This is a genomic window from Paenibacillus silviterrae (assembly GCF_030167925.1).
Classification (GTDB): Bacteria; Bacillota; Bacilli; order Paenibacillales; family NBRC-103111; genus Paenibacillus_G; species Paenibacillus_G silviterrae.
In genome coordinates, this window is record NZ_JASKUT010000001.1 from 2027542 (window position 1) to 2049715 (window position 22174).

Annotated in this window: 18 protein-coding genes; 2 read left to right on the forward strand and 16 right to left on the reverse strand. The window is 55.0% G+C overall.

The features are described from left to right. Positions 1 to 77 precede the first annotated feature (77 nt). Positions 78 to 674: a histidine phosphatase family protein gene (locus tag QMO62_RS09015; RefSeq protein WP_284640456.1), complete on the reverse strand. Its 597-nt coding sequence runs from the start codon at positions 672 to 674 to the stop codon at positions 78 to 80. 63 nt (positions 675 to 737) lie between these two features. Next, the gene (locus tag QMO62_RS09020; protein ID WP_284640458.1) at positions 738 to 1010 is read right to left on the reverse strand and encodes a hypothetical protein; all 273 of its coding nucleotides are present in this window, start codon (positions 1008 to 1010) and stop codon (positions 738 to 740) included. A gap of 124 nt (positions 1011 to 1134) precedes the next feature. On the opposite strand from QMO62_RS09020, the gene QMO62_RS09025 reads away from it, so the two are divergent. Further along, positions 1135 to 1521 (forward strand): MerR family transcriptional regulator, encoded by a 387-nt coding sequence (locus QMO62_RS09025; RefSeq protein ID WP_284640460.1) that lies wholly within the window; start codon positions 1135 to 1137, stop codon positions 1519 to 1521. Beyond that, the gene (locus tag QMO62_RS09030; RefSeq protein WP_284640462.1) at positions 1496 to 1819 is read left to right on the forward strand and encodes a thioredoxin family protein; all 324 of its coding nucleotides are present in this window, start codon (positions 1496 to 1498) and stop codon (positions 1817 to 1819) included. Before QMO62_RS09025 ends, QMO62_RS09030 begins: the two co-directional genes overlap by 26 nt. A gap of 32 nt (positions 1820 to 1851) precedes the next feature. Here QMO62_RS09030 and QMO62_RS09035 read toward each other — a convergent pair whose 3' ends face one another. The 14 genes from QMO62_RS09035 to QMO62_RS09100 form a co-directional block, all read right to left on the reverse strand. Then, a complete protein-coding gene (locus QMO62_RS09035) occupies positions 1852 to 2559 on the reverse strand; it encodes a DUF1361 domain-containing protein (RefSeq protein ID WP_284640464.1) in 708 nt (235 codons plus the stop codon). Positions 2560 to 2568: 9 nt separating this feature from the next. Further along, positions 2569 to 2826 (reverse strand): HPr family phosphocarrier protein, encoded by a 258-nt coding sequence (locus QMO62_RS09040; protein WP_284640466.1) that lies wholly within the window; start codon positions 2824 to 2826, stop codon positions 2569 to 2571. 87 nt (positions 2827 to 2913) lie between these two features. Beyond that, complete coding sequence (locus QMO62_RS09045; protein ID WP_284640468.1) at positions 2914 to 3441, reverse strand: GNAT family N-acetyltransferase; 528 nt, start codon at positions 3439 to 3441, stop codon at positions 2914 to 2916. After that, on the reverse strand, positions 3441 to 6221 hold the full coding sequence (locus QMO62_RS09050; protein ID WP_284640470.1) for an adenylate/guanylate cyclase domain-containing protein: 2781 nt from the start codon (positions 6219 to 6221) through the stop codon (positions 3441 to 3443). Before QMO62_RS09050 ends, QMO62_RS09045 begins: the two co-directional genes overlap by 1 nt. Before the next feature lie 18 nt (positions 6222 to 6239). Continuing rightward, entirely contained in the window at positions 6240 to 8066 is a 1827-nt protein-coding gene (locus QMO62_RS09055; protein ID WP_284640472.1) for a stalk domain-containing protein, read from the reverse strand. 4 nt (positions 8067 to 8070) lie between these two features. Next, a complete protein-coding gene (locus tag QMO62_RS09060) occupies positions 8071 to 9795 on the reverse strand; it encodes a TolC family protein (protein ID WP_284640474.1) in 1725 nt (574 codons plus the stop codon). A 38-nt stretch (positions 9796 to 9833) separates the two neighbouring features. Then, positions 9834 to 11360: an MORN repeat-containing protein gene (locus QMO62_RS09065; protein ID WP_284640476.1), complete on the reverse strand. Its 1527-nt coding sequence runs from the start codon at positions 11358 to 11360 to the stop codon at positions 9834 to 9836. 18 nt (positions 11361 to 11378) lie between these two features. Then, positions 11379 to 11765: a DUF4280 domain-containing protein gene (locus QMO62_RS09070; protein ID WP_284640478.1), complete on the reverse strand. Its 387-nt coding sequence runs from the start codon at positions 11763 to 11765 to the stop codon at positions 11379 to 11381. An 18-nt stretch (positions 11766 to 11783) separates the two neighbouring features. Further along, positions 11784 to 13457 carry a hypothetical protein gene (locus QMO62_RS09075; protein WP_284640480.1) on the reverse strand — a complete coding sequence of 558 codons (1674 nt, stop codon included), beginning with the start codon at positions 13455 to 13457 and terminating at the stop codon, positions 11784 to 11786. 23 nt (positions 13458 to 13480) lie between these two features. Beyond that, the gene (locus QMO62_RS09080) at positions 13481 to 15622 is read right to left on the reverse strand and encodes a phage tail protein (RefSeq protein ID WP_284640481.1); all 2142 of its coding nucleotides are present in this window, start codon (positions 15620 to 15622) and stop codon (positions 13481 to 13483) included. Between the two features lie 46 nt (positions 15623 to 15668). Further along, complete coding sequence (locus QMO62_RS09085) at positions 15669 to 17912, reverse strand: putative baseplate assembly protein (protein ID WP_284640483.1); 2244 nt, start codon at positions 17910 to 17912, stop codon at positions 15669 to 15671. A 27-nt stretch (positions 17913 to 17939) separates the two neighbouring features. Next, positions 17940 to 20990 carry a putative baseplate assembly protein gene (locus tag QMO62_RS09090; protein WP_284640484.1) on the reverse strand — a complete coding sequence of 1017 codons (3051 nt, stop codon included), beginning with the start codon at positions 20988 to 20990 and terminating at the stop codon, positions 17940 to 17942. Between the two features lie 66 nt (positions 20991 to 21056). Then, a complete protein-coding gene (locus QMO62_RS09095) occupies positions 21057 to 21458 on the reverse strand; it encodes a GPW/gp25 family protein (RefSeq protein ID WP_284640486.1) in 402 nt (133 codons plus the stop codon). 14 nt (positions 21459 to 21472) lie between these two features. Continuing rightward, positions 21473 to 22153: a phage baseplate assembly protein V gene (locus QMO62_RS09100; protein ID WP_284640487.1), complete on the reverse strand. Its 681-nt coding sequence runs from the start codon at positions 22151 to 22153 to the stop codon at positions 21473 to 21475. Between the last annotated feature and the right edge of the window lie 21 nt (positions 22154 to 22174).

Sequence of the window (22174 nt, forward strand, 5' to 3'; positions counted from 1 at the left end):
GAAACTTTTGCACATCACAATGTATGATTATACCATAAGCCAACCCAACGTTGAAGTAGAAAAATGTCGAAATGATATCAGCCGATCAACGGCCATCTCCATGGCTCCTGGTTGCTGAAGGCAACCGGCTTCATTTCGTCCTTTAAACGCTCGGAGCCCGGGGGCAGCAGCTCCTGGAATGCCTGAATCGTACGTGCATGCGTAATGACCCACACTCTCGCTTTCTCCAAGCCTCCGCACCATTCGAGGAAGCGTTCCGCCTGCTGGGTAAACAGGAGCTTCGGCAGCGTGTGAATTCCCTGAAGCCATAAATAGGTGGGGAGATGAGAGGCCGGCAGGAAGTCGCCGAATTCCTGAACGATCCGCTCCGGCTCCAAGGAATAATCGCAGGGAAGCGTGTGAAAATCATAGCGGAACGGATGCTGTCTCGGTCCTGCCAGCGGATGGACAAACCGGGAGCAGCCCGTTCCCTCCGCCCACAGCCGGGCTGTCTGCAGTGTGCGTACGGTCGGTCCCGAGATGACCGCATCCTCATCCGTAAGCGGATACCTTTTCTTAAGCTCCAGCGCATATTGGAGCCCGCTCTGCGTAAGCTTCGGGTCCTTAACTGCATAATCGGCCGAACTCTGTTTTCGATGCTCCGCTTCCCCATGCCTTACAAATAAGAGCTCCATTCGCCGCCACCTCGCCATTATAAGTGGTAATCATTGTATGCGGCGCTCGCTCGTCTTACGACTCTAGATTGGCAGCAATTCTTGACGCTCCGCCTTCGGCTTGCAATCCCGGCATATCCCCACCACCCTGCCTTCGCCGGCGGAATAAAAGGTCAGGCCGCTTGCCTTTTTCCTGCAATAGGAGCATGCTTGTTTCGTGTGCCTGGTCTTCTTGTATTTCGTTAAAGAAGTAACCTTGCTGCTCCTTCGTGCCCGGACCGTCAGCCATCCAATCAGTCCGGCGACGACGACGGCGAGCGCGATGTACCCCAGCCAGTACGAGCTTGAGCTCCACATGATAATCCCCCCATTCGGTAGTTAACTTCTGCATAAGCTTCGCAAATAAATAGTGTTGACTCTGACATTAATGTCAGAGTTTATAATGAATTCATCGAACCGTTACGATAGAGGAGCGCGAAGGATGAAGATTGGTGAGCTATCCCGGTTGACCGGTGTCAGCATTAGATCCATACGTTACTACGAGCAGCAAGGCTTAATTGCCTCCGGACGCTCTGAGAAAGGATATCGCTTGTATCATTCGCTTCATATCGACCAGCTGAATACGATTAAGTTCTATCTTAGCCTTGGTTTGACGACGGAGCAAATTGCAAGCTTCCTGCACTGCGTATTGCAAAACAAAGAGGCCTTCTGCCGGCAGGTGCTGCCGATCTACGAGCAGAAGCTGCTGGAGCTTGATTCCCAGATCGAGCAGCTTCTGCTAATCCGAAGCAACCTAGCCGAGCGGATTCGATCCATACGAAACGAGACGGAGGCTGATCGGCATGTCATTGAAGCAAGCGAACGATAGCAATTTCACAGAGCTTACGGGGTCAGGTATCACCCTGGTGGATTTCGGGGCCGCATGGTGTCCCCCCTGTAAGGTTCTGCTTCCCATTCTAGAGGAGCTGGAGCATGAGCTGAGCGAGGCTTCCGGCTTATCCGTACTGAGTCTTGATGTTGAAGAATCGCCCGTGACCTCCTCTGCTTTCGGGGTGATGTCCATGCCTACGGTCATTCTGTTCAAGGACGGTCAACCGATGGATAAGCTGGTAGGTCTGCGCTCGAAGGAAGCCTACGTAAATATGGTCCAAAAGCACCTTGCCTAAGGACCTTGCTCCAAATCAAAGCAAGCATCTCCTCATGTTGACGGAGATGCTTGCTGCTTTGTTTCGTGCGCAACGTGTAATAGCTGATAGAACGTTATGTAGACCACAAAGATCAAAATCCCGAAAAACAGGGTAAACAACAAGGTTTGCACCGAGAGGCTTCGGGCGATCAAACCCATCACCCGGTCTCCGTCCGTGAGGAGATCCCAGCTGTTCAGCCTAGGTACTCTGCCTAGCCAAATACCGTAACCGGACAAGAGGGAGACCGAACCGACCAAAATCCATGAAGCCCATCGTCTTCCCCTGCGATGAAGGATGGATTGCACTTGATAAAGCGAAAGGAACCCGAGCAGCAACCCGTTCCACGCAAACAACAGGATCAATACGAGATCGATCCAATACCGGATCGAGTAGTCCCCGAAAGCCGTATACATGTTCTTTTTGAGCGTCAAATGGATCAAATCGGTAACAATGTATGGCGAATTCGGAAAAAACAAAAGCCAGCCCGCTCCCAGGCCGAGCATCAGCAGTTTACTAAAACCGGAACCGAAGCCGCGGGAATGGATATAGATCATAACCGTAGCCAACAAACAAGGGATCCATGCAAGCAGCAAGTTCCATGCCAGGAAATGATAGTACGTATCTTTGATTACGGAGCTTGTGAGCCAGTACAGAAGTGAGGTCAGCACGGACAACGTGCCGGCAAACACGTACAACTTGCTGTAACGCGAATCTCGCATCCTATTCTCCTACTTGTTATTTTCCAAGAGATGACACATCATTTCGATTGCTTCTTCCTCGTCGTTGCCTCTCGTTTGAATACGGACCCGCGTCCCTTGCGGAATCGACAGCAGCATCATGCCCAGAATACTCTTAGCATCGAACTCAAGGCCTTCCTTTTCGAGCTTGAGAACAATATCCGACCGAAATAAATTCGCTTTCTGTGCCACCGTTTGTAAGTCTTGCGGATGCAGCACCTGAGTAATGGTTACCTCATGCACTCTCATAGGAATCCCCCGATTCTGTATGACTGACAGCTTCTTGTACTAATCAATGTACTATACAGAACGACAAATGGGAATAGGATGTTTCGGCTATAGCTGCAAATAATACAACATTTTTCCTTCGCCCTCGTAATAATAATCCGGCATGTGGCACAGCAGGCGAAAGCCCCTCTTTTGGAAAAGCTTCCGTACCGGCTCATACTCCTTCATATCGCAGGTAAACGTTTCGATATACCGTCCGGACATCGAGCGAAGCGTCTCCGTCATTTGATTCATTAATGCCGTAGCTACACCCAAATGTCGGCAGCTGCGATGGACAACCAGATAGTCGAGAATGTACCCGCCCGTATGGTGTTCATTCTCCAGGAAACTGATCGTTCCGATCAGCTCTCCCTTATTATCAATAGCCATTAAATAATAATAGCGATCCTGGGTTAAGCAAAGAAACGGCTTCGTACGAAAATGGTGCAGCTCCCCTGGGGTATGGTGTAGGTCATCAAAGCTGTAGTCGGACAGCAGAAACTCGGAAACCCGCTTCGCTTCCTCCTCCGTCGTCATCCGCACAATGCGAAACGCTTCCGCAGGCTCAGAAGCAGCCATGGCTCCATCGGCATTCATTAACTCACATTTAAGGTTCCGTTCCATTCGGTTGGTGCTCCATTCTGAAAGAATTCATCACACAAGTAGAAATAGAGTCGTGCCGCTTGGTCCCAGCGATTGAGCCGGATGACCTCGAGGAAGGCCTCCCTGGCGTCATAGAAGCGGCCGTTCTGGTACATGGACACCGCAGCTTCGAACAATTCGTGCGTTTCCTTTTTCAGCCTGCGAATTTGCTCCGGATCCCCTTCGTACACATCGTAAAGCTGCAGCGGCTGCTCTTCTCCTTGCAGATGAATGAGTCCTAAGGAGCGGTACAGCCGTCCCCCCGGATTGGATAAGCCTTGCAGCAGCTCCTCCGTGATCAGAATGCATACGCCCAGCTTCTCCGTCATTTGCTCCAGCTGGGAAACGAGGCTAACATGCTCCGAAATGACGCTGTTTTCCAGCCGCTTCTCCTCCCCGATCACGCCGAGCATAAGAGGGCCACGGTGAAGTGCAATGCCGATATCAATCGCCACATAGTCCACGCTTTGACGATGCTCGTTGTATTCTTCCAGCGTTCTGCGCATCATCACGGCAGCTCTCAAGGCCTGATCCGCATCGTTAGGGAATAAGGCCAGAATTCCCGCTCCCAGATAACGGCTGACAAAGCCGTCATACTTGCGGATGGCGGGACCGAACCGTTTCAGGAAGGAGTTAATGAAATGAAAATTTTCCGTCGGCGTCAGCTTGCGGGAAAAGCGATAAAAATTCCGCATGTTGGACACCAGAATCGTCATATCTCTTTGAACCTGATCTCCCAGCTGTACGTGAACGATGCTTTCCTTACCGATAAAATTCAAAAATTGCTGAGGAACGAAACGGTAGTACGCTTCGCTGAACCTTGTAATTTGAACGATATAATTGCGAATATGGGCAACCATCGCGTTGAAGCGCTCGCCGAGGTCCGCCAGCTCATCCCGGGTCCGGATATCGACGGACGCGTCCCACTTGCCTCCCGAAATCTCATTTACGCTTCCGCGCATCCGGCGAACCGCGATCGATACCGACAAGGCGATAGCAAGGAACACGATCAGAATAATGAAGGTAATGCCGATCATATACCATAATATTTTGACCATGACCTGCTGGTTATGCTGCTTAACGGCGTTAAAATCCTTCCCTGTTTCGTAAATGCCGACGACCTTGTTAGCCGAGTTGTATATCGGCCCGATGGCATAGAGCCACGAACCGCTGGAATCCTCCACCTTACCGGTGATGATTCTCCCTTGCTCCAGCACCTGCTTGTTATCGTCGTCGATCGGATACGGGCGGAACATGGTGACACTGTCGTCATCATCCATGATGATGCTTAATTCGCCGTTCTCCTCTCGGTAGATGGTAGTGTAAAGCCCGTCTCGAGGCGCACCTTTGTCCTTGCTGTAAAGAGAGCTGAGGCTTTGACGGATTCGATTGTAATCTTCATTCATGTAATGTTTAGGCGTTGTCAAGCGCTCCAAGAGGTCGCCGCTCACGGCATTTTTCCCGTTCGACGCAAGCAGGGCCAGGTTCTGGCGAATCTCGTCCTCCAGCTTGGTCGAAAGATCGTTGTACACGAGATTGGACAGAATGATCATCGATACCACCACAATCGGTACGAAGGCAAGCAGGAACTTCAGCATTAACGGGACACGCCGCTGCAGCGGGCCAGTGTAGAAGAGCCGCAAAAGCAGAAGCAAAAGGAGGAGTTCCGCCAGGACGAGCACCCAAGCGCCATATCTTGTCATCCTAGCCGTGGCCGGGAACTTATCCGATGTCAGCTGGTTGACAATCGTCCCGTCCGGAAGCAGCTGCATATATTGGCTTTCCGTCACGACATAAAGACTGCCCTCCGGACTCCCATAAATATGCTTAAGGGAAGAAAGCTCGCCATACCCTGAAGCTTGAAACGACTTCGCGCTCAGCAACGATTCGACAATATATGGAGAACCGATGTCAATCCGGCTGATTTCATTCAGCAGCTGATCGATAAAAACGAGCCGCCCTCGGGCATCCACCTGGAGGCTCAATGGAACGTTCCGGTCGGACCGCGCCACACCGGGAAGCGGATAAATCAGCTTCATTTCATCTGAAGCAAGAAGCTGGTAAATTTCCCCCTGCTTGGTGGAAATGAAGACTCGATCCCCCTCCATTCCTACCACGTCGGCCAGCAAGCGATCCGAAGGCAGCTTGGTCTCCCTTGTTTTCTGAGACGGAGTTCCGTCAGCGGCCGCCCGGTACAGCGTCATTGTTGCGCCGTCCGCATAATAAAAGTACAGCGTATCCCCTTGCGTCATCAGTGCTTTCACTTTGCCGACCCGCATCATTCTTGGGAGCAGCGTAGACTCATACCGATATTCCGCGACGGTGCTCAGCAGCTCTCCGGTCGGACTGTACTTGTGAATTCGTTCTCCTACAACGTACAGACCGTTCGAGTCAAGCAGCGTCTGCAGGGCATAGACGTTTCCGCTGCGGTCTGCTGTGACTCCGTCATAATGGATTAGTCCTTCCCCTGCCTTGTTTTCCGTCTTCCGCTTAAAGACGATTTCCCCGTCAGCCGTCATCTTGGTTAAGCTCAGCTTGGAATCGCCGATCAACAGAATGCTCCCTTTGCCGCCTGAGTCCTGAGGTGTCTCTGCAGAAACCTCGGACAAGCCGTCAAACGGCATGGATTGCACCCATGGAAGCGGTGTAAGCTGGGCCCATGAGCGGTAAATTCCCCAACCGACAAGGATCATGAGAGCCAGTACAGCGAGCAGCGGCCACCGTTTTGTTTTCATTTGTTCAGGGTCCCCTCCCTATCCGTCTAGCCCTTCGATTCTAATAGTCGCCGTGGGTGCATCCCAGCCGACATATAAGCCCAATCCCTCCGCGACAAAACGAAGCGGTACCATCGTGCGCCCTTCGATGAGTCGAGGCGGCGCATCCAGCAGGATTTTGTTACCGTTCAAATAAGCTACCGGATCGTCCACCCGGCAAAAGAGCACCGTACCTTCTTTGAGAATCGTCACGGTACGTTCAAAATCGTTCCATATCACCTTCGAACCGAAGGCTTCCGAGATCGGTCGGATATGAATATAGGCCGACCCGTCAATAAGCACAGGGGGCATTTCGAAGGATAACGACGTCCCCTCTGTGAGAATGCTCTCTACTGGCAGGGGGACAGCCCGGGCGTCGATGCTGCCGGCTATTTGGCTTGACAGCTCAGCAATTGCTGCAAGCTGTTTAGCTGTATATTGCTCCTTCTGCAGCGCCTGCAGCTGTGGTATCAATTGGGCGGTCACCGCTTCTACGGCATTGCCGGTCTGCTGCTCCGCCAGATCCAGCTGAAGGAACAGCTTCGCCTTCTCGGCGGCAAGAAGCTGCAGCGTAAGCTGCTTCCAGCTGTCGGCCAGCTCGACTGGCAGCCCTGCGGGCGGCAGGCCCGTTTCCGCCGGGACAGCGCCGCCGCTCGCGAGAGCGGCGATGGTCTGCAGCTTCGCGAGGGCGGCCTCGAGCGACCGCAGCTGCGCGGCGAGGCCGCTCTCCAGCGCCTTCAGCTGCGCCTCCGCGCGTACCGCCTGCGCCAGCAGCTTCGCCGCGAGAGCGGCGTCGCCCTGCGCAGCGACCAGCTGCGGCTGCAGCGCGGCGAGCTCGCCTTGCAGCTGCGCCTGCTGCAGCGCGTCGGCCGCCGCCTGGGCGGCAGCAAGCTTCGCCGCGCCCGCAGCGGCCTGCAGCTGCAGCTCCGCAGCGAGCTCGGCGCTGCCGCCGGCCGCCGCGCGGTACGCCATGCCCTCGAGCTCCGCCTGCCTGCTCTGCAGCAGCGCAAGCTCCGCGAGGGCATCCGCGGCGCTCTTCGGCTCGGCCGTCCCGCCTGCGGCAGCCTGCGTCTCCGCCAGCTTCGCCGACAGCTCGGCGACGAGCGCCGCATTGCCGCCGGCCTCCGCCGCCTTCAAAGCCTCCGCCAGCTTCTGCTGCTCTTGGCCAAGCGAGCCCGCGAGGGCGGCAGCCTTCTCCTGAAGGCTGCTCAGAATGGCCGCAGGATCGCCGGCCATGCGGGCCATCAGCTGCTCCGCAAGGGGCTGGTTACCGCCTTCCACAGCCTTAAGGAAAGCCATCTCGGCCTCCAGCTGCTCCTGCTGCATCTGCAGCCGGGTGGACTCGCTCTGCTTGTTATCCTCTACCGCCTCTTCGTTCTGCTCCTTCAGCTTCTCGATATCCTTCGCCAGCTGTTCGACACGCTTGGCCGCCTCCGCAGCGGAAAGCAGCCCCCGGATGGTCCCTTTCTCGTCGATCCAAACCTCCAGCTTCAGCTTATCGACCGCTGCCGCCTGAAGCGCCTTCTTGCTCTTAGGGTCCATGATGTCCTTCACGCTGCTTGCGGAGCCGAGATCATACCATGTACCGTCCGCCAGCTCGGATTGGTAGAACATCCCTTGGCCGGAATCCGCCATAGAGGCCCGGGCGGCGGCCGTATTATCCTTATTGACGGCGCCCCGGTGAATGAGAAAGTTTCCGATGATCAAGTACCCTGATCCGTTTGCCGCCTCCGGCGGGAGCTTCGCATAGGCGGAGCCTCCCGGCAGAAGCAAGGAGACGGCCAGCACGGCAACGATCAGCTTGGATGGGATTGTATTTCCGTGCATAGCCCTACTCCTCTTTTCCGGACGCTTCGATCGTCAGAGTACCCGTGGAGCCGTTCCCCTCCGGGACGACCGACGCCAAAACGGTATTGTCCTTGTACAACACTACCTTCAACTGACTCATGTCACCGAAGACGGTAGAAATATGCGTTACCTTTCCATCGATGGGCACCTTCAAGCCGACAGGCTTACCATCCCAGGTGACTAAGGCGAAGTGGGTGGCGCCAAGCTCCTTCGGCGCTTTGATAGTCAGCTCGGAGGTAATGCCTTCCACTGCCTCCTTCACGCTCCAGCTGCCGACCAGCCGCTTCGCTGCATTCGGGTCTGCCGGAGGCTCGCCCATCGGAGCCAATCCGTCATCAATGTCCTGATACGGGAGCACACCGGGCTTCAGTGCAGCATCCACGGCGCCCGCAGCAGCCAGATTCAGTGCCGACAGAGCGCTTTTGTAGGCGTAATAGCCCGTCATGGCCGCTTTGTCTGCCTCCTCCGACGCTTGTACCGATTTAGCCAAATCCTCGTCGGTGATCCATTTGACCGCATGCTTCTTGCGAGCCGCTTCCAGCTCCTCCCTCATGCGGTCCGCCTGCTTCAAGGCTTGGGCGTACGACTCCTCCGCACCTTTGGCGTCAAGGAACGACTTCTTGATTTTATTTACCAGCTTCCCCCGGGTGTCCCGTTCCTTCAGGCGCGCTTTATCCTGCTCCAGCATGGAAACCGGAAGCGAGTAACGGATATCGTCAAAATAACGAAGGCCGTCGTACTCCCCCTGCAGAATGACCTTCGGAATCGGAAGAATAATCGGCAGAAACGGGATCGGAATCAGGAAGATGCCTTCCCATTTGCGCTTGATATCCTCTAAGAGGATGTCATAGTTCGCCATGAACAGCTCATAATCCATCGACGGCGAAGAATACATCGCTTCTATCAACCGCATTTCGTTTTGTCCGAATTTCGAGGCGTAGAGCCGGCGTGTGACGATGACCTTTTCCTCCGCCAGCTTGCGGGCTTCCGTATCCTTATACAGCGTGAAGTCGTTCTTTTCCGCGTGGGAAATAAACCTCCACATTTGTTCCTGTGTCAATACCGCGTAGCTCGGCTCCAGTCCGAGCGAGAAGTCGCTCTCCGGATCGATGCCAAGCTTTTCTCCTAACTGCAGCTTGGCCGCCTTGAGCGCAAGTCTCGCCAGCTTCAGCTCCGACTCGGCCTTCGCGAAGGCTTCCTTGGCCTTATCGGCCTCCTCTTGCGTCTTGACCTTGAAGCGCGCCAGCTTCTCCGCATCCTCGGCGGACTTCTTCGCATCATTCCATTTGCGGAGCACCAAAGCTTCGTACTCCATAGCCTGCATGGCACCCTCGTACAGCTTTTCGACCTCGGCACGCAGCGCCAGCTCCTTGCCGGCCAGCTCCCGCTTCGTTTCGTTCAGCTGCTTGCGTGCGGTAGGCACCTTCAGCTTCAGCTCCAAGTCCTTCGATAAGCTATGCGGCTTGGCGAATAAGCTGAAATCCTTTTCCGCCTGATGGTTGACGGCCGCTTGGGCCTGCGACAGCTCAATAACCTTTGCATTCATCTGGATGCGGGCTTCCCCCAGCTCACTCGATTGCTCCGTCGCTTTCGCAACCGCCTCTTCAAGTGTGAGCAATCCGGCACCAAAGGCAGTTTGCGACGGAAGGACGGGGGCACAGAGCACAGCAGCTGCCAGCAGCGCCGCCGCAACCCGGTTATGATTCATCACGCTCTCCCCCTTCCGTGTATCGCAGCAGCGTCCTATTATTCGCTAAGGTAAATTTCAGCACGCTGCAGCGTATTTCTCGGTATGAATGTAAAACGGTAAAACTGCTCCTCATACAGGAACATCTCGGTCCGCTCCAGCTCGGATACAACCAGCTCCGACCAGACAAGCTTTACCTGGTTCGGATCCTCTTTCTTCAGCTTCTCGTATAACGCGGTCATGGAAGCCTGCAGCTGCTCGAAAGCCTGCGCCTTCGTCAGAGCAACCGAGCCGACATACGTAACGGCGGGATCCTGCTCTGAAACCCGCATGACAATTCGCATCCCATAGTCCCGATAATTCATGATCAGCTCGGGATTTCCGTCGGCACGATCCGCAATGGTGGTATCCTGCGGCTTGCCGAGCAGCTCCTCCAGCTTTGCGCCGGATAAACCGAGAAACCCGCCGTAATGCGGCTGTCCCTGCCTGAAGTACCCTTTGTAAACAGCCTTTCCGTCCGCACCAAGCTCCTCGCCAAGTCCTTCGTAAAGGCCATTGACGAACTTGCCCTTGTACACAGGCAGCCCGGCATCCGAGTAGGCCATGCCGTCGCCATGGTAGACACCGCCGGCAAAGCCGCCTTCATATTTCAGCTTGCCGCTTTCGTAGAAGGCTTGTCCGGCCCCGTTATAAGCGCCTCCCATGAATTGCCCTTTGTACTGCGCCGTTCCAGCCGGATAAAAGGCCGTTCCTTCCCCGGAGTACTGTCCGCCGGCAAAGCCGCCCTCGTACACCAGCGCCCCCGCCTCGTTTAACAGCTTGCCCGGACCGTTATATTTCCCCGCCAGGAATTGCCCTTGGTATTTCACCGCGCCGCCGGGATAATATTCGATGCCTTCTCCGGCGTATAAGCCTGAGGCAAAATTCCCCTCGTACAGCAGCCTGCCGCCTTCATCGAACGCCTTGCCCTTCCCCGTAGGCTTGCCGGCTTGAAATTCACCCTGATACCGGATGGAACGATTGGGATAGAAAAGCGTGCCCTGTCCGGAATAGAGCCCCTCTGAGAAGCCGCCGCTGTAGAGCAGCACGCCGTCTGCACCGTAATGCTCCCCTTGCTTCAGCTGCCCTTTATCAAAATCGCCCTGCCGCTCGATCTGCCCGTTTTCTCCGAACAGCTTGCCTTTGCCTTGGTAGATTCCTTCCGCCAGCTCGCCTTCGTACCTGAGTACCTTGGCTTCCGTAAATACTTGAGCTTTTCCGGTATAAGTGATCGGCGCGCTTGTCTGCTCGACCAGCTTCGGCGTGAAGTGAAACCATCTGTTCACAAGAGCGGGCGGCTTAATAAAAATGAAGTAGACCAGCGCCAACATAACCAAAATGCAGATGACGATGAGCTTCTTCTGTATATAGTAATTGCCGATCAGCACGTAGCTTTCTTTCGATATTTGTTTCGCATTTAAAATCTTTTTGAAAAACGCCTTGATCCATTTGACGATCAGCTTAGGAAGCGCCCTTGCCCTCATGATCGGGGCAATAATGCGCTTCTGAATCGGTGTAATAAACGGCTTGATAATGGCTTCAATCACGTCGGTTCGCTCCTTATCCTAGGGAACCTGAATGGTGGCCTGTCCGGGGTTCAATACTTCAATGACGCCGCCCCAAGCGCACATAAGCTTTGAGTCTTTATTTAACGCGGGAAAATTGCCGATCAGTACGGTGGGCGAGCCCGGAACCCATGGAGCCGGAGTTACCGGCACACAGGGCATCGGAGTCAGCGCTCCGAAGGCCGCTGCCGTAGCCGAAGCGACCGTCGGGTTCGCCATGGAGCTGCACATGCCGAATGGCAGTACATTCACCATCGGCTTGCCGTCCATTATCGTAGCTACCGGCATTGAGTGCATCACCCGGTTCGCCGGAAGCACCATCAGGGTGCCGGGAGCATTGCCGAAGCTGCACTTAATATTGGCTCCGCCGCATACCAGTTGTCCCATTGACCGCTTCCCTCCTTTCTAGCTGTCCGTACCGGCCGCCGCTTCCTGCTCGGAGGAATCCAGCTGCTCGTGCGCCGAATCCGATCCGACGTTAGTGTTTTTCCGCACTGCCCACCAGCGCAGCTTTATGGAAGGAATCTCCGGTGCAGGAAGAAGCTTTACACCGATACGAAATGTCCCTTTCTGCGGATAAACCATGGTCCCGATCGATAGCTTCGGCAAATTCGGCTCAAATTCGCTGTCCTGGAACACGTCCTGGGAACCGTACATAACACATTCACTCGTTCCAAGCAGCTCCGATACGACGCCTTCCCCCTTGTCGAGCTCAACGCCCACCGTAATCAATACCGGTCCAGACCCTAGTCCATGCTCGATTTCACCGGAGAAGAAGCTTTTGCCCTGACGAAGAAAAGGAATTTTACTATCCTGCTTCCCATCCTGCGATAGAAGCGAAATCTCCGTTACTCCTGTGGCTACCTCTTCCTCAATCGATTGGGATTGCGGAAGACCGAGGGTAAATTCGAACCGGTTCGTCTCCTCCTCGAAGTCCACGGAAAAATGCGGCTTCTCCTCCGGAGGCAGCTGCCTGGTCTCCGCGCTTGCGGAGAAGGCTTTCGATCCGGCTATGCTGCCCCTTCGGCGCACAAGCTCGCTAAGCATCGGCGAATTCACCACAAGCTCTCCGAACGGAAGCGGGTCCACCCGTTCGATGACATAGCTTGGGCCCATTTGGAGAAGGCTGATCTTGGCCAGCACCAAATAGGGATCCGCCGGGGAGCTAAGTACCGTATCCAGCGGTCGATTGATGTATGCATCCCAGAGACGGGATTCCACATCGCGGACAATCTCTACCTGGCTTGTGAAGGAATGCGTCAATTGAATGCGCCGGTCACCCACCATCAAGAGAGCGCTGCCCGGCTTGTTCCCAAGCTCGCCGCGCTCCCCGGCCTTCCCCTTCGCCACGGCACGGAAGGTGACGGTGTAGTCGCCCGAACGGCTGTCGGACGGCTCGACGAAGCGCAGCTTTCCCTGCTCCGTTTCGTCCAGAAAGCGGAAGTGATCCCTTAGCGGCTCGTATTCAAAGGTAATGCGCGAGGACTGCAGCGTCTTCTCGACCCGGAGCTCCACCTCGAACGTCTCCCCCTCCGCCACATAACGCGGGACAGACTGAACCACGCGCACCTGCCCGTCATCATGAATCAGCGTCGATTCCTTGCTGAATTGGTTCCAATCGAACTGGGCGGGCTCCGGCGCATCCTCACGAATAAACAGCCGATAGCTCTCGACGACACGGTTATACTCGCTGACTTCCTCTTGACGAACCGAGCTGCTCGTGACTGCGTGAACCGGTTCTTTTCCCTTCTCGTCGTAGGCAATGCATAGGTATACATTCTTGGCATATTCGTTGTTGCTAAAGCCCTCCATCATGGAAAGCTTCAAAGTAACCGGAGAAGCTACAATTACTTCTCGTCCCAGGCTGTCCACCGCTACACCGGATTCGACGGATACCGATTTGTCATCCACCGCAATGACCTGCAGACCCGCGATCACTCCGCTCCCGTACAGAAGGCGGTTGAGAAGCCGTCTTTTATCGTTGAAATACTTTTGTTCGGACTCGAAGTCCCGGACCGTCAGCAGCTTGCCGTAAAAATACCGGTTGCGTTCGAATGGAAAATACCTTGATTTTTTCATTCTCTACTTCCTCTTTCCCTGGTTTATTCGAGCTCCGAATCAAGACCCAGCCTCGTGTGAATGTCCATACGGCGATCGCGGTCGACATCAATCAATACGGAATGATGCGGTAATGTGGCTTGCTGGTTCAGCGTTAAGAGCGTAGGCTCCGAAAGCTTCGTATTGATTCCCAGATACGTATGCATATCCATATTCATCCATGGCTGCAGCACAATCAGCTTCGCCTCCGTATAGGCGGGCTTCTGTTCATGAATCAGCTTCTCCAGCAAGTATCGCTGCTTGTCGGTTTGCGCATGCTCCGGCTGCACCATGACGCAAAAGGTGTAGGGATCGTCGCCGTACAGCTCCGCTATGCGCTCTCGCTGCTCCGCATTTTCAAGCAAATGACGTATTTGATGATGCTCCACAATAATGGGCTTTTCCCCTGTAAAAATTTCGATGATTCGCTCCAGGGCAGCCCGCGTGCCGCGGTGCCTGTAGAGAAACGACGCTTCACGCATAAGCAGCTTCAAGGTTTGATCGCTGATATAGTCTTCCGCCGCAAGGCCGAGCCAGCCCGCCAGCCAGCGGAGGTACGGTCCGTCCAGCGCATCGGGATCAAAATAGCGGGAAATCGTAGCAATCCGCTCGTCCGTCTCTTCCATCATTGAAGCGTAGAGAGATAAGTAACGTTCAAGAAAGCTCCGACTCTTCTCATCGTGTTGATACACGGCAGGAAGATAAGACAAGTACGACATCCTCGGGTAATACACTCTCAATCTTTTGAGCGCAGGCGTTCCCTGCTCGCTTCCCACAAGCTCCAGCCGAATCCAGAGATAACGGCCTTTAGCGCCGAAAAACAACGCATCCTTCGGATTGTCCATAGGAGCTGACCAGAGGGGCAGGAGCAGCCGCTGCTTTTCTTCCGCCGTTCGGTCCGGGTCGGCAAGCAGCTCGTCGATATCGATGTAGGTCGAGTCTCCGAGCATTACCGTTTTCCGGTCGGAAGCGTACCAGGAAACTCGCAGCTGCATGCCTTCACCGATGGTTGCATCCAGCGAAAGCTTATGCCACTCCAGCTCGTTCTCATAGCTGTCAAGCGATGCACTTATCCAGGTTCCTGAGTAGAAGCCGGTCCTTGGATGAAGCCGGGTTCTTTGCTGAGAGCGGAGGATCAGCAGCGACGTATTTTGTAAATGCAGGGCATACAGGATCCCTTTCTCGTCAATGAAAAGCCGGTCACATGCCCCCGGGAACGAAGACAGCCTTTCGAAGGCGGGCAATGCTGCTTCTCCAGGGTGCGATCGGCTGTAAAGAAAGCTTTCCCGCTCGGAGCCCGACATGTCAAGGTCGGATCCAATCGAACGAGCTGCTGCAAAGAGCTTGCCCTGCCTGTCGGCTGCAATGACCTGAACCTGATGCTGATTTTGCAGCTTGTATGACTGTTCGATCGGAGCAAGTCCGTCCGCGGGATACTGGTACAGCCTTCCTTCGGCGGGCTGCAGCAGCCACACGGTCCCGTCAGGTGCGGAAGTCATTGAGATTTGTCTTCGCATGAGGTCAAGGAAAGCGGGCCACTCTTCTTCTGACCCGGGCCAGCTCTCCAGTCCTTCGATTTTGCCCGGACGAATGTCCCGTTCATCGATCAGCCTTCCGGACCGGTGATAGCGCAGCAGGCGGTATCCGGATTCCCCCTCCAGCGCCGTTAAAACGACAAAGCCATCTTCCGTATCCGAAACGGCCAGGATAGGATAGATTCGTTTGCCCCGGTGCACGGTATGGCTCCAAACAGCCTGGCCGTTGGACGCGGAGTACGCCGTAATGGACTCCTCCGCTGCAGCATCAATGATTAACACCAGGTCGCCCCAAGCCGTGATTCGGGCTCCTGGCGTGTAGATTCCATGGTTTCGTGCGATCAGCGGCTCCAGGTGCAGATTGTCCGTATCGAATATCCATAGCGCGGCATCCTCGTCCATCAAGTACAATCGGCCCTGGCGGCCTAAGGCGACATCGATGATCTCAGGAATTCCTTCCAGCTCCGCCAAGTCCAAATGTTGCGTGACGTTGTATTTCTTCGTCTTCGCGAGACCCATTCCGAGAGCGCTGTCGATGTCGATATTGTCCGTAATCCCTTGCTGCCAATCGGACGGTTTATTCAGCGAGAAAAACCGAAAAGGCTCCATCATGCGCGAGATCCTCCTTTCTGTTTCGCACTACTGCCTGTTTTCAATCTTATAGCTCCGCCACACTAATCAATTCGATATCATGCTCTCCGGAGCACACCAGCCCATTCGGGGGCAGGACAATATCCCCGCCGGGCTCCTTCCGAAAGCCTCTGCCTTCAGCGGAAATCCATACGTCTTGAATGTAGCTTACACCCTGTATTCGGTTGATGACCCCGTATATATCCCCCTTATACACCGTACGGCCGAAAGCCCAGCCCGTGCCTCCATCGGAATTGTCAAAGGGCTGAAGCAGCCGGTTTAACTCCCGGAGAATCGTCATCTTCTCATCCTTGAAATGGGGCTCGACGATGATGACCGCATTGACGCTGACTTGTATGTATTCCGGCGGAATAATATCCACTTCTGTCGAGAGCAGCCGGTATTTATCCAGATGGCGTCTGACCGTCTCGCGAAACCCCTTGCTTGGCACCGGCCGGGGATTCTCGCTGTAAGGCACGACTACCACCGAGAGACGTCCCGGGGCTTTCTCCACCGGATAATTCCGCATCCCCGGACAATAAAGCGGAATGGCTTTTACCCTTGCAATGCGCAGTCCCGGGGTTTGCTTGACTACACGTTCGACATCCTTCTCCGTTACCGCTGTCGCCGGCTGCTGGAGAGCAAGCCGCGCTCGGACTTTCGCTTGCTCCAATACTTCAGGCTCGCTTCCTCCCGATGCGGCGAATCGATTGGCAGGCTGCACGCCATAAACGTCCGGCCATGGCTCCGCAAACCGGTCGATCATCCCTGCGTTAATATTGCCGGCCGCGCCTCCGCCGATTCGATATGCGGTCAACACCATATTCGGGACATCGGACTTCTCCGGAACCCGGCCGCGTTCATTGTCTCCGAAGCGGATCGTTCCCTGCTCGGCATCCAATATATAGTGGCGATCCTCAGGACCGGAGCTGTCAAAATCGTCAACCTGCTTCCAGTCATGCCATTGCCAAGTCCCGCTGCGATCCTTGCTTCCGGTCTGCAGGCTAACTCCCGCTGAAATGGCTGGCGACGGCAAATATTCGATGGTTTGGCCCGCTAAGCCGTTGCCGGCCCCGATCTTCCGTTTGGTTTCAAAATCAGGCTCGTAGCTGATCAGCCTCACACGGGAACGGCCTGCCGGAGGGACTGCTCCTTTGGTTCCGTCTCCGAAGCGGATGATCACCGTTTTATTCGCGTCTCTCCGCTCCAGAGTATAGACAAGGTCTTCCGAGCCGCAGGAATCGAGGCTGGAAACCTCCTGCCACTGTGCCCAAGCGCCGCTTTCCTGCCGGATTTGAACCTGATGCCTGCCGAAATACGCTAAGTAATGGCTGGAAACGACCGCTTGATCCGGTTCTCCGTGCCAGTCAAACAGCTCGGTAACACTCATCGTATGGTGGTGTCTGACTGTGACTGCGTTAAGCGCCAACCGCTCGATTTTCGGCGGGAGCTCAAAGCCCTCCTCTACTACCCAGCAGCTGATCCAGTATCTCGGCTTGTCTACCGCAGGCTGCACGATGGTTGCCTGCATCGGAGCATGCAATCGAAATGTCAATGTTCCGCTTCCCGATAGCTGATTCGTTTCGTCCTTCACAAGCTCAAGCTCCGCCCAGCCATCCGTCGGTTCTTGACCAAGCTCGCCCCCCACGTACACCTGCCACTGCACCTTGGCCGAAGGCACCCGCTCGCCTAGAACATCCTTGACCGGACGAACCGGGTAGTTCTCGTCTAACCGAACGGACATCGTCACGGTCTCTTCTACGGGAAGCGGCTTCCCAAAGCCGATATACAGCACACTTCCGGCATGCGCCCGAGGGCCGAAGGCAGGGAAAGCCACGTTGCGGCCTTCATTCGCTGAAGAATAATCCGTCATACCGGTTGATGTTCGGACGATCAGCTTCTCCGGATTCGCAGGCACGAGAAGCAGAGGGTCTTCCGTTTCAAAGATTTGATCGCCGGCAAGCAGCCTCGTCCCTTTCGGCAGGGCAGCTTGCCGAGCAACCCCATGAAACTGCACCTCCGTTGACGACGCTCCTGCCGCCCTCGGCCGGATGCCGAGCAGCTTGAGGAATTTTCTTTCATTCCTCTCCGTAATCCGATCTAAGTAATACTGCTGCATCTCTGTGAGCCAAGAGAAAAGCTCCAGCATCGTGATGCCGGGATCATGCGCATTCTCATCGGTCCAGCTTGGATAGATGGAGGGAATCTGCTTGCGAGCCTCCTCCACCATCAGCTCATATACGCGATCATCTAAATTCGGCAGCTTCAGCAATGCAGAGTTCCTCCTTTCTCCCGCAGATCAGACGATCTGCACCGTTACTTTATGTAGTCCGTTCTTAATGACGCCATGCTTATATTCATTCATTTTTTCGGGAAGCACTTCCGTTCGGACCCCGTCCTCGAGCTTTAGTACCGACAGAGAGAGACGAATCACGTGATGAATGGAGCCTATGGATTTAAAAAGCGCATAGAACATCGACGCATGCAGCGCCTTTCCAATATCCCAGCCTCGACCATCAAAGCCGCCGTGAAGGGGATGGAGAAACCTCTCCATTCGCTCTAACGCGTCTGTCTCCGCTTGTATCGCTTCGTCCATCGACTTAACCGCAAGCACGACCTGTACGCCGACCTCAAGATAGGCAGGCTCGATCACTCCGATTTTGCCGGGAAAGCATATGCCGTGAGGCGCTCGTGCATAGAGATAAGACTCAACCTGATTCTTGATCTCTTGAAAAGCAGCTCCCGTCTGCCCTTCTCCCTTGGGGAGAACAACGACGGTCATGCAGCCGGCTTCCCTCTCCAAGCGGACGTTGACATTCGGCAGACATTTGACCTTGCTGATATTCGGATATGCCTCTCTCACAAGCCATTCGTAATCCTCTGAGGTTACGGCCCGGTCCCTGTGCTTCAGCCTTTGAGGGCCGCGCCGGATCGCCTGCTCCATTGTCTCGGCATCACAGCCGCCCGAAGCCGGCTCCTCATTCGTAACCCCCTGGAGAAAGGCGATGGAGCTTTGCAGGCTTTGTATTCGGTGGCGAGGAAGATTGCCGCGTTCTCCCCCGCCGCTTTTGTAATTCACTTTTATACGCTCCGTATCGTCGTTAGGAAGCCGTTTCCCGCGAACACCGTCGCCGAATTTCAGTCTGCCCGAGGTACGATCGATAACGTAATGGCGGTCCTCCGGGCCGGAGGCAAGAAAATGACTTACGGGGTCGTACTTCACCCAGCATTTCATTAAGCGGCCGTCCGAATCCCTCAGCACTTGTACCGGACGGTCTGAGCCAGTCAACAGCTCCACTCCGTCCTCATGCAGCTGTTCGGTCTCGTCGACCCATACTTCCTCCGACACGACCGGGCTGCGCGCCAGTATCACTTCCGTGTGTTCATCCTCATAGACATACTCCGGAATGGATCGTTCGGGAGATTCCATGACGATGCTCTCCTGCTGCAGGGCAAGCACCGTATTCGGTCTAATCCCCCTCACCTTCGGCTTGGGAATTAAGCCGATCGGCTGGTCCAGCCTGCCGTCCTTGTTCAGCACCCGGAGCCAGAAGCCCTTCGTGCCGAATAAGCTCGCTTCCCCCATATCGGAGGGGGCCAGAAACTGGACCGTTCCCGAACGGACGAAGCCGCCGGTGCCGTCCCGAACCTTCAGCGGCCGCCACTCGTTTGAACCCCATCCGGCCTCCAAATACTCCCAATCGAGCAGCGGTGCCTCCTGCTCCGTCATCCGCTGCTGCTGCAGCGAAAAGTAGATGCTGATCGGTCCGCGCTCCATCCTGCGGTCGAAGCCCAGATAAAGCGCAGGCCGCTGCCCGGGCAGGGCGAGGAAGGGTCGAAACACATTGCCTGTTCCTTCGAGATTCCTAGAGTAGTCCAGCGTCTCGACGTGATTTCGCGTGAGGCAGTGCTCAGGCAGCCGCTGCTGTTCCAAATCGTCGTAGGTGAATCGAACATTCTCAACCCAAGGTGAGATGTAAACGGCATTAGGCGAGTACATATTGTCTATGTTCAATACCCGGGCGCGGATCCAATAATTCCAATCGGAATTGACGAAGGTCTCCGACACGTCCTCAGGGCAGCGGAAGGCAATCTGTACTTGCCTGCTTTCCTCTGTCCATGGGAAAAAGATACTTTCCGCTTCCTTGGCGACAGGCAGCCTCACCCAGCCGTTTCCGTTCCAGTACTCCCACACTACCCGGACGACGGAAATTCGGTCCGGGATGTCAACCTTGTCGACCTCCTCCCGCCTCATGATCATCTTCCAGTTCACTTCCTGCGGCTTCTCGGGATACAGTCTGTACTCCTTGAACGACAGCGTAAAGTCCGCCGTGATCCAGGCACCTCTCTTACTTAGAACCTCATCGCTGGCTGCGTAAAAGATGCCAAACGGCGCAAACATTTCACCAAAAGGATGAAATCCGTCATTTTCCACCTGGATGTCGTTAAAATACATTCGCTGTGGAGCAATACCGACCTCCTCGGCGAAATCCAGGTAGCTGCCCTTCAGCCTAAGGCCGTCCAGCTCCAGCTCAGCCAAGGGTAACGTTCCGCTCTCAGCCGTGATCGGACCGGCAGCGCACTGCAGCCATCTCCCTTGCACGCCTTCGAGCTCCAGCTCGCTCCATACTTTATTTGTCCTCTTCTGTAAAAGCACCCTGTTTCCGCTGCACGACACTTCATCGAAAGGGATCCAAGCTCCTTCGCTGTAGTAGCGCCATTCGACCATCAGGGGATTGGCTAACAGCTCGCAGGCCAACGGCTCCGTATATCTCTTTTGCGTGTGGGACAGCTCGAGCTCCAACGCAGCGCCATGGCGTACAAGGAACAAATCATTCAGCTTGAGATACAAGGTATGCTCCTGCAGATTCCTGCCTGAGCCCTCCTCCGTATCGAACAGAGAAACTGAAGGCTCCTCTCTGCCATCCAAGCTTAGCCTGACGATTCGATCGTGTGCGGAGCTCACATTGAACATCTGAGTGAGCTTGGCGGGTGTTACTACCATCGGTCCCTGGGTTTCGAAAATGATCGGCTCGGCACCGCCATCGGTCGGCAGCCCGGCCACCCGGGTCGCATCCGGTACCAGTACATGCCTGTCGGCTCCTTCGCTAAGATGGAACGTCAAGTAAGCGCCGGCCGGCTTTGGAGCTTGAAGCGAAATATCAAGCAAATTCAAGAAAGCTATAAAATTTTTATGAGGAACGCGGTTCAGCCGCTTTATATTTTCATCCAGCATCCGGGCGAAGAGGAGAAACAAGGCGGTTCCCGGGTCCGGGTCCTCCGGCGTAAATCTCCATTCCGGCGTATAATGGGGAGCCATTTCTTTCATTTGCTCAATTAAGGACGCCATGGTTCGCGGATCAATCGGTGGAACATGCACTTGCTCTTCACCTCCACTTCTTCGTGTAGTTGGGCATTATTTCGCCCCTTCATTCAGATAGAACGGGTACACCTGGTTAAACAGGTTGTTGGTTGAGCGCACCGCGTACGCCACGTTCAAAAGGACCTTACCGGGCTCCGAGCCGTCCCGCTCGGCACGTACCTTGACCTCATAGACACGGGGCTCCCATGCCCGAATGGCCTCCTCAACCGTGGATTCCATCAGCTTCAGCGTCGTATCGTCTGTGGAGCCGAACAAAAACCGCTCCAAACCGCAGCCGAAGCTCGGGCGCATCATCCGCTCCCCCTTCCCCGTCCATACGATAATCCGAATCGCTTCCGCGATGTCGTCCTCATGCTCTACCATTTTGATGCGGCCTGTCATTTCATCGACTTCAACAGGAAACTTCCACCCCCGACCCAAAAAGGATTTGGACATCACAGACCTCCTTATCAGTTGATTTTGACCATGCTGCCTTTAATGTTAATGATGCCGTCCGACTTCATATTGATGGACGCTCCGGCCTTCAGCTCCATCGTAGCGGAAGCCTCCAGGTTAAGCTGCGTCGACTTCACCTTGATCTCCTTGGTGCTCTCGATTTGGATATCTCCCTTCGCATTCATCATGATCTTCGACGTTCCCGCGCTGATAGTAATTTCATTGGCGGAGCCGCCTTTAATCAGCACGGACTGATTGCCTGAGGAATCGGCGATTTTGATGGAGCTGTCCTTGTCCAGCATTTCAACTATTTGACCCTTATTCGTCTTCAGCGTTACCTTGCCGTCCGAATCGTTATCATCGAAAATGAGCTCGTGTCCGGCGCGGGACTTGAATTTTCTAACGTCGTTCTTCTCGTTCTTCCCGGGGGCCGGCTTCAGCTTGGAGCTCCAAAGCGTGCCGATTACATAGGGCTGCCTCACCTCTCCCAGATGGAACGCAACGAGAACCTCATCTCCAACCTCCGGGATGAACAAGCTTCCGCGTTCATTCCCGGCCATTAAGGTGGCGATTCGCACCCAATCGGTCTCCGTTTCGCCTTCGCGCAATGGCAGCTTGAGCTTGACCCTGGCTAAGTTCTCCGGATCCTTGTTATTGGTTACAATCCCGACCATTACGCCTTCAATACGCGGCATTCTGATTTCATTCGGTACCGC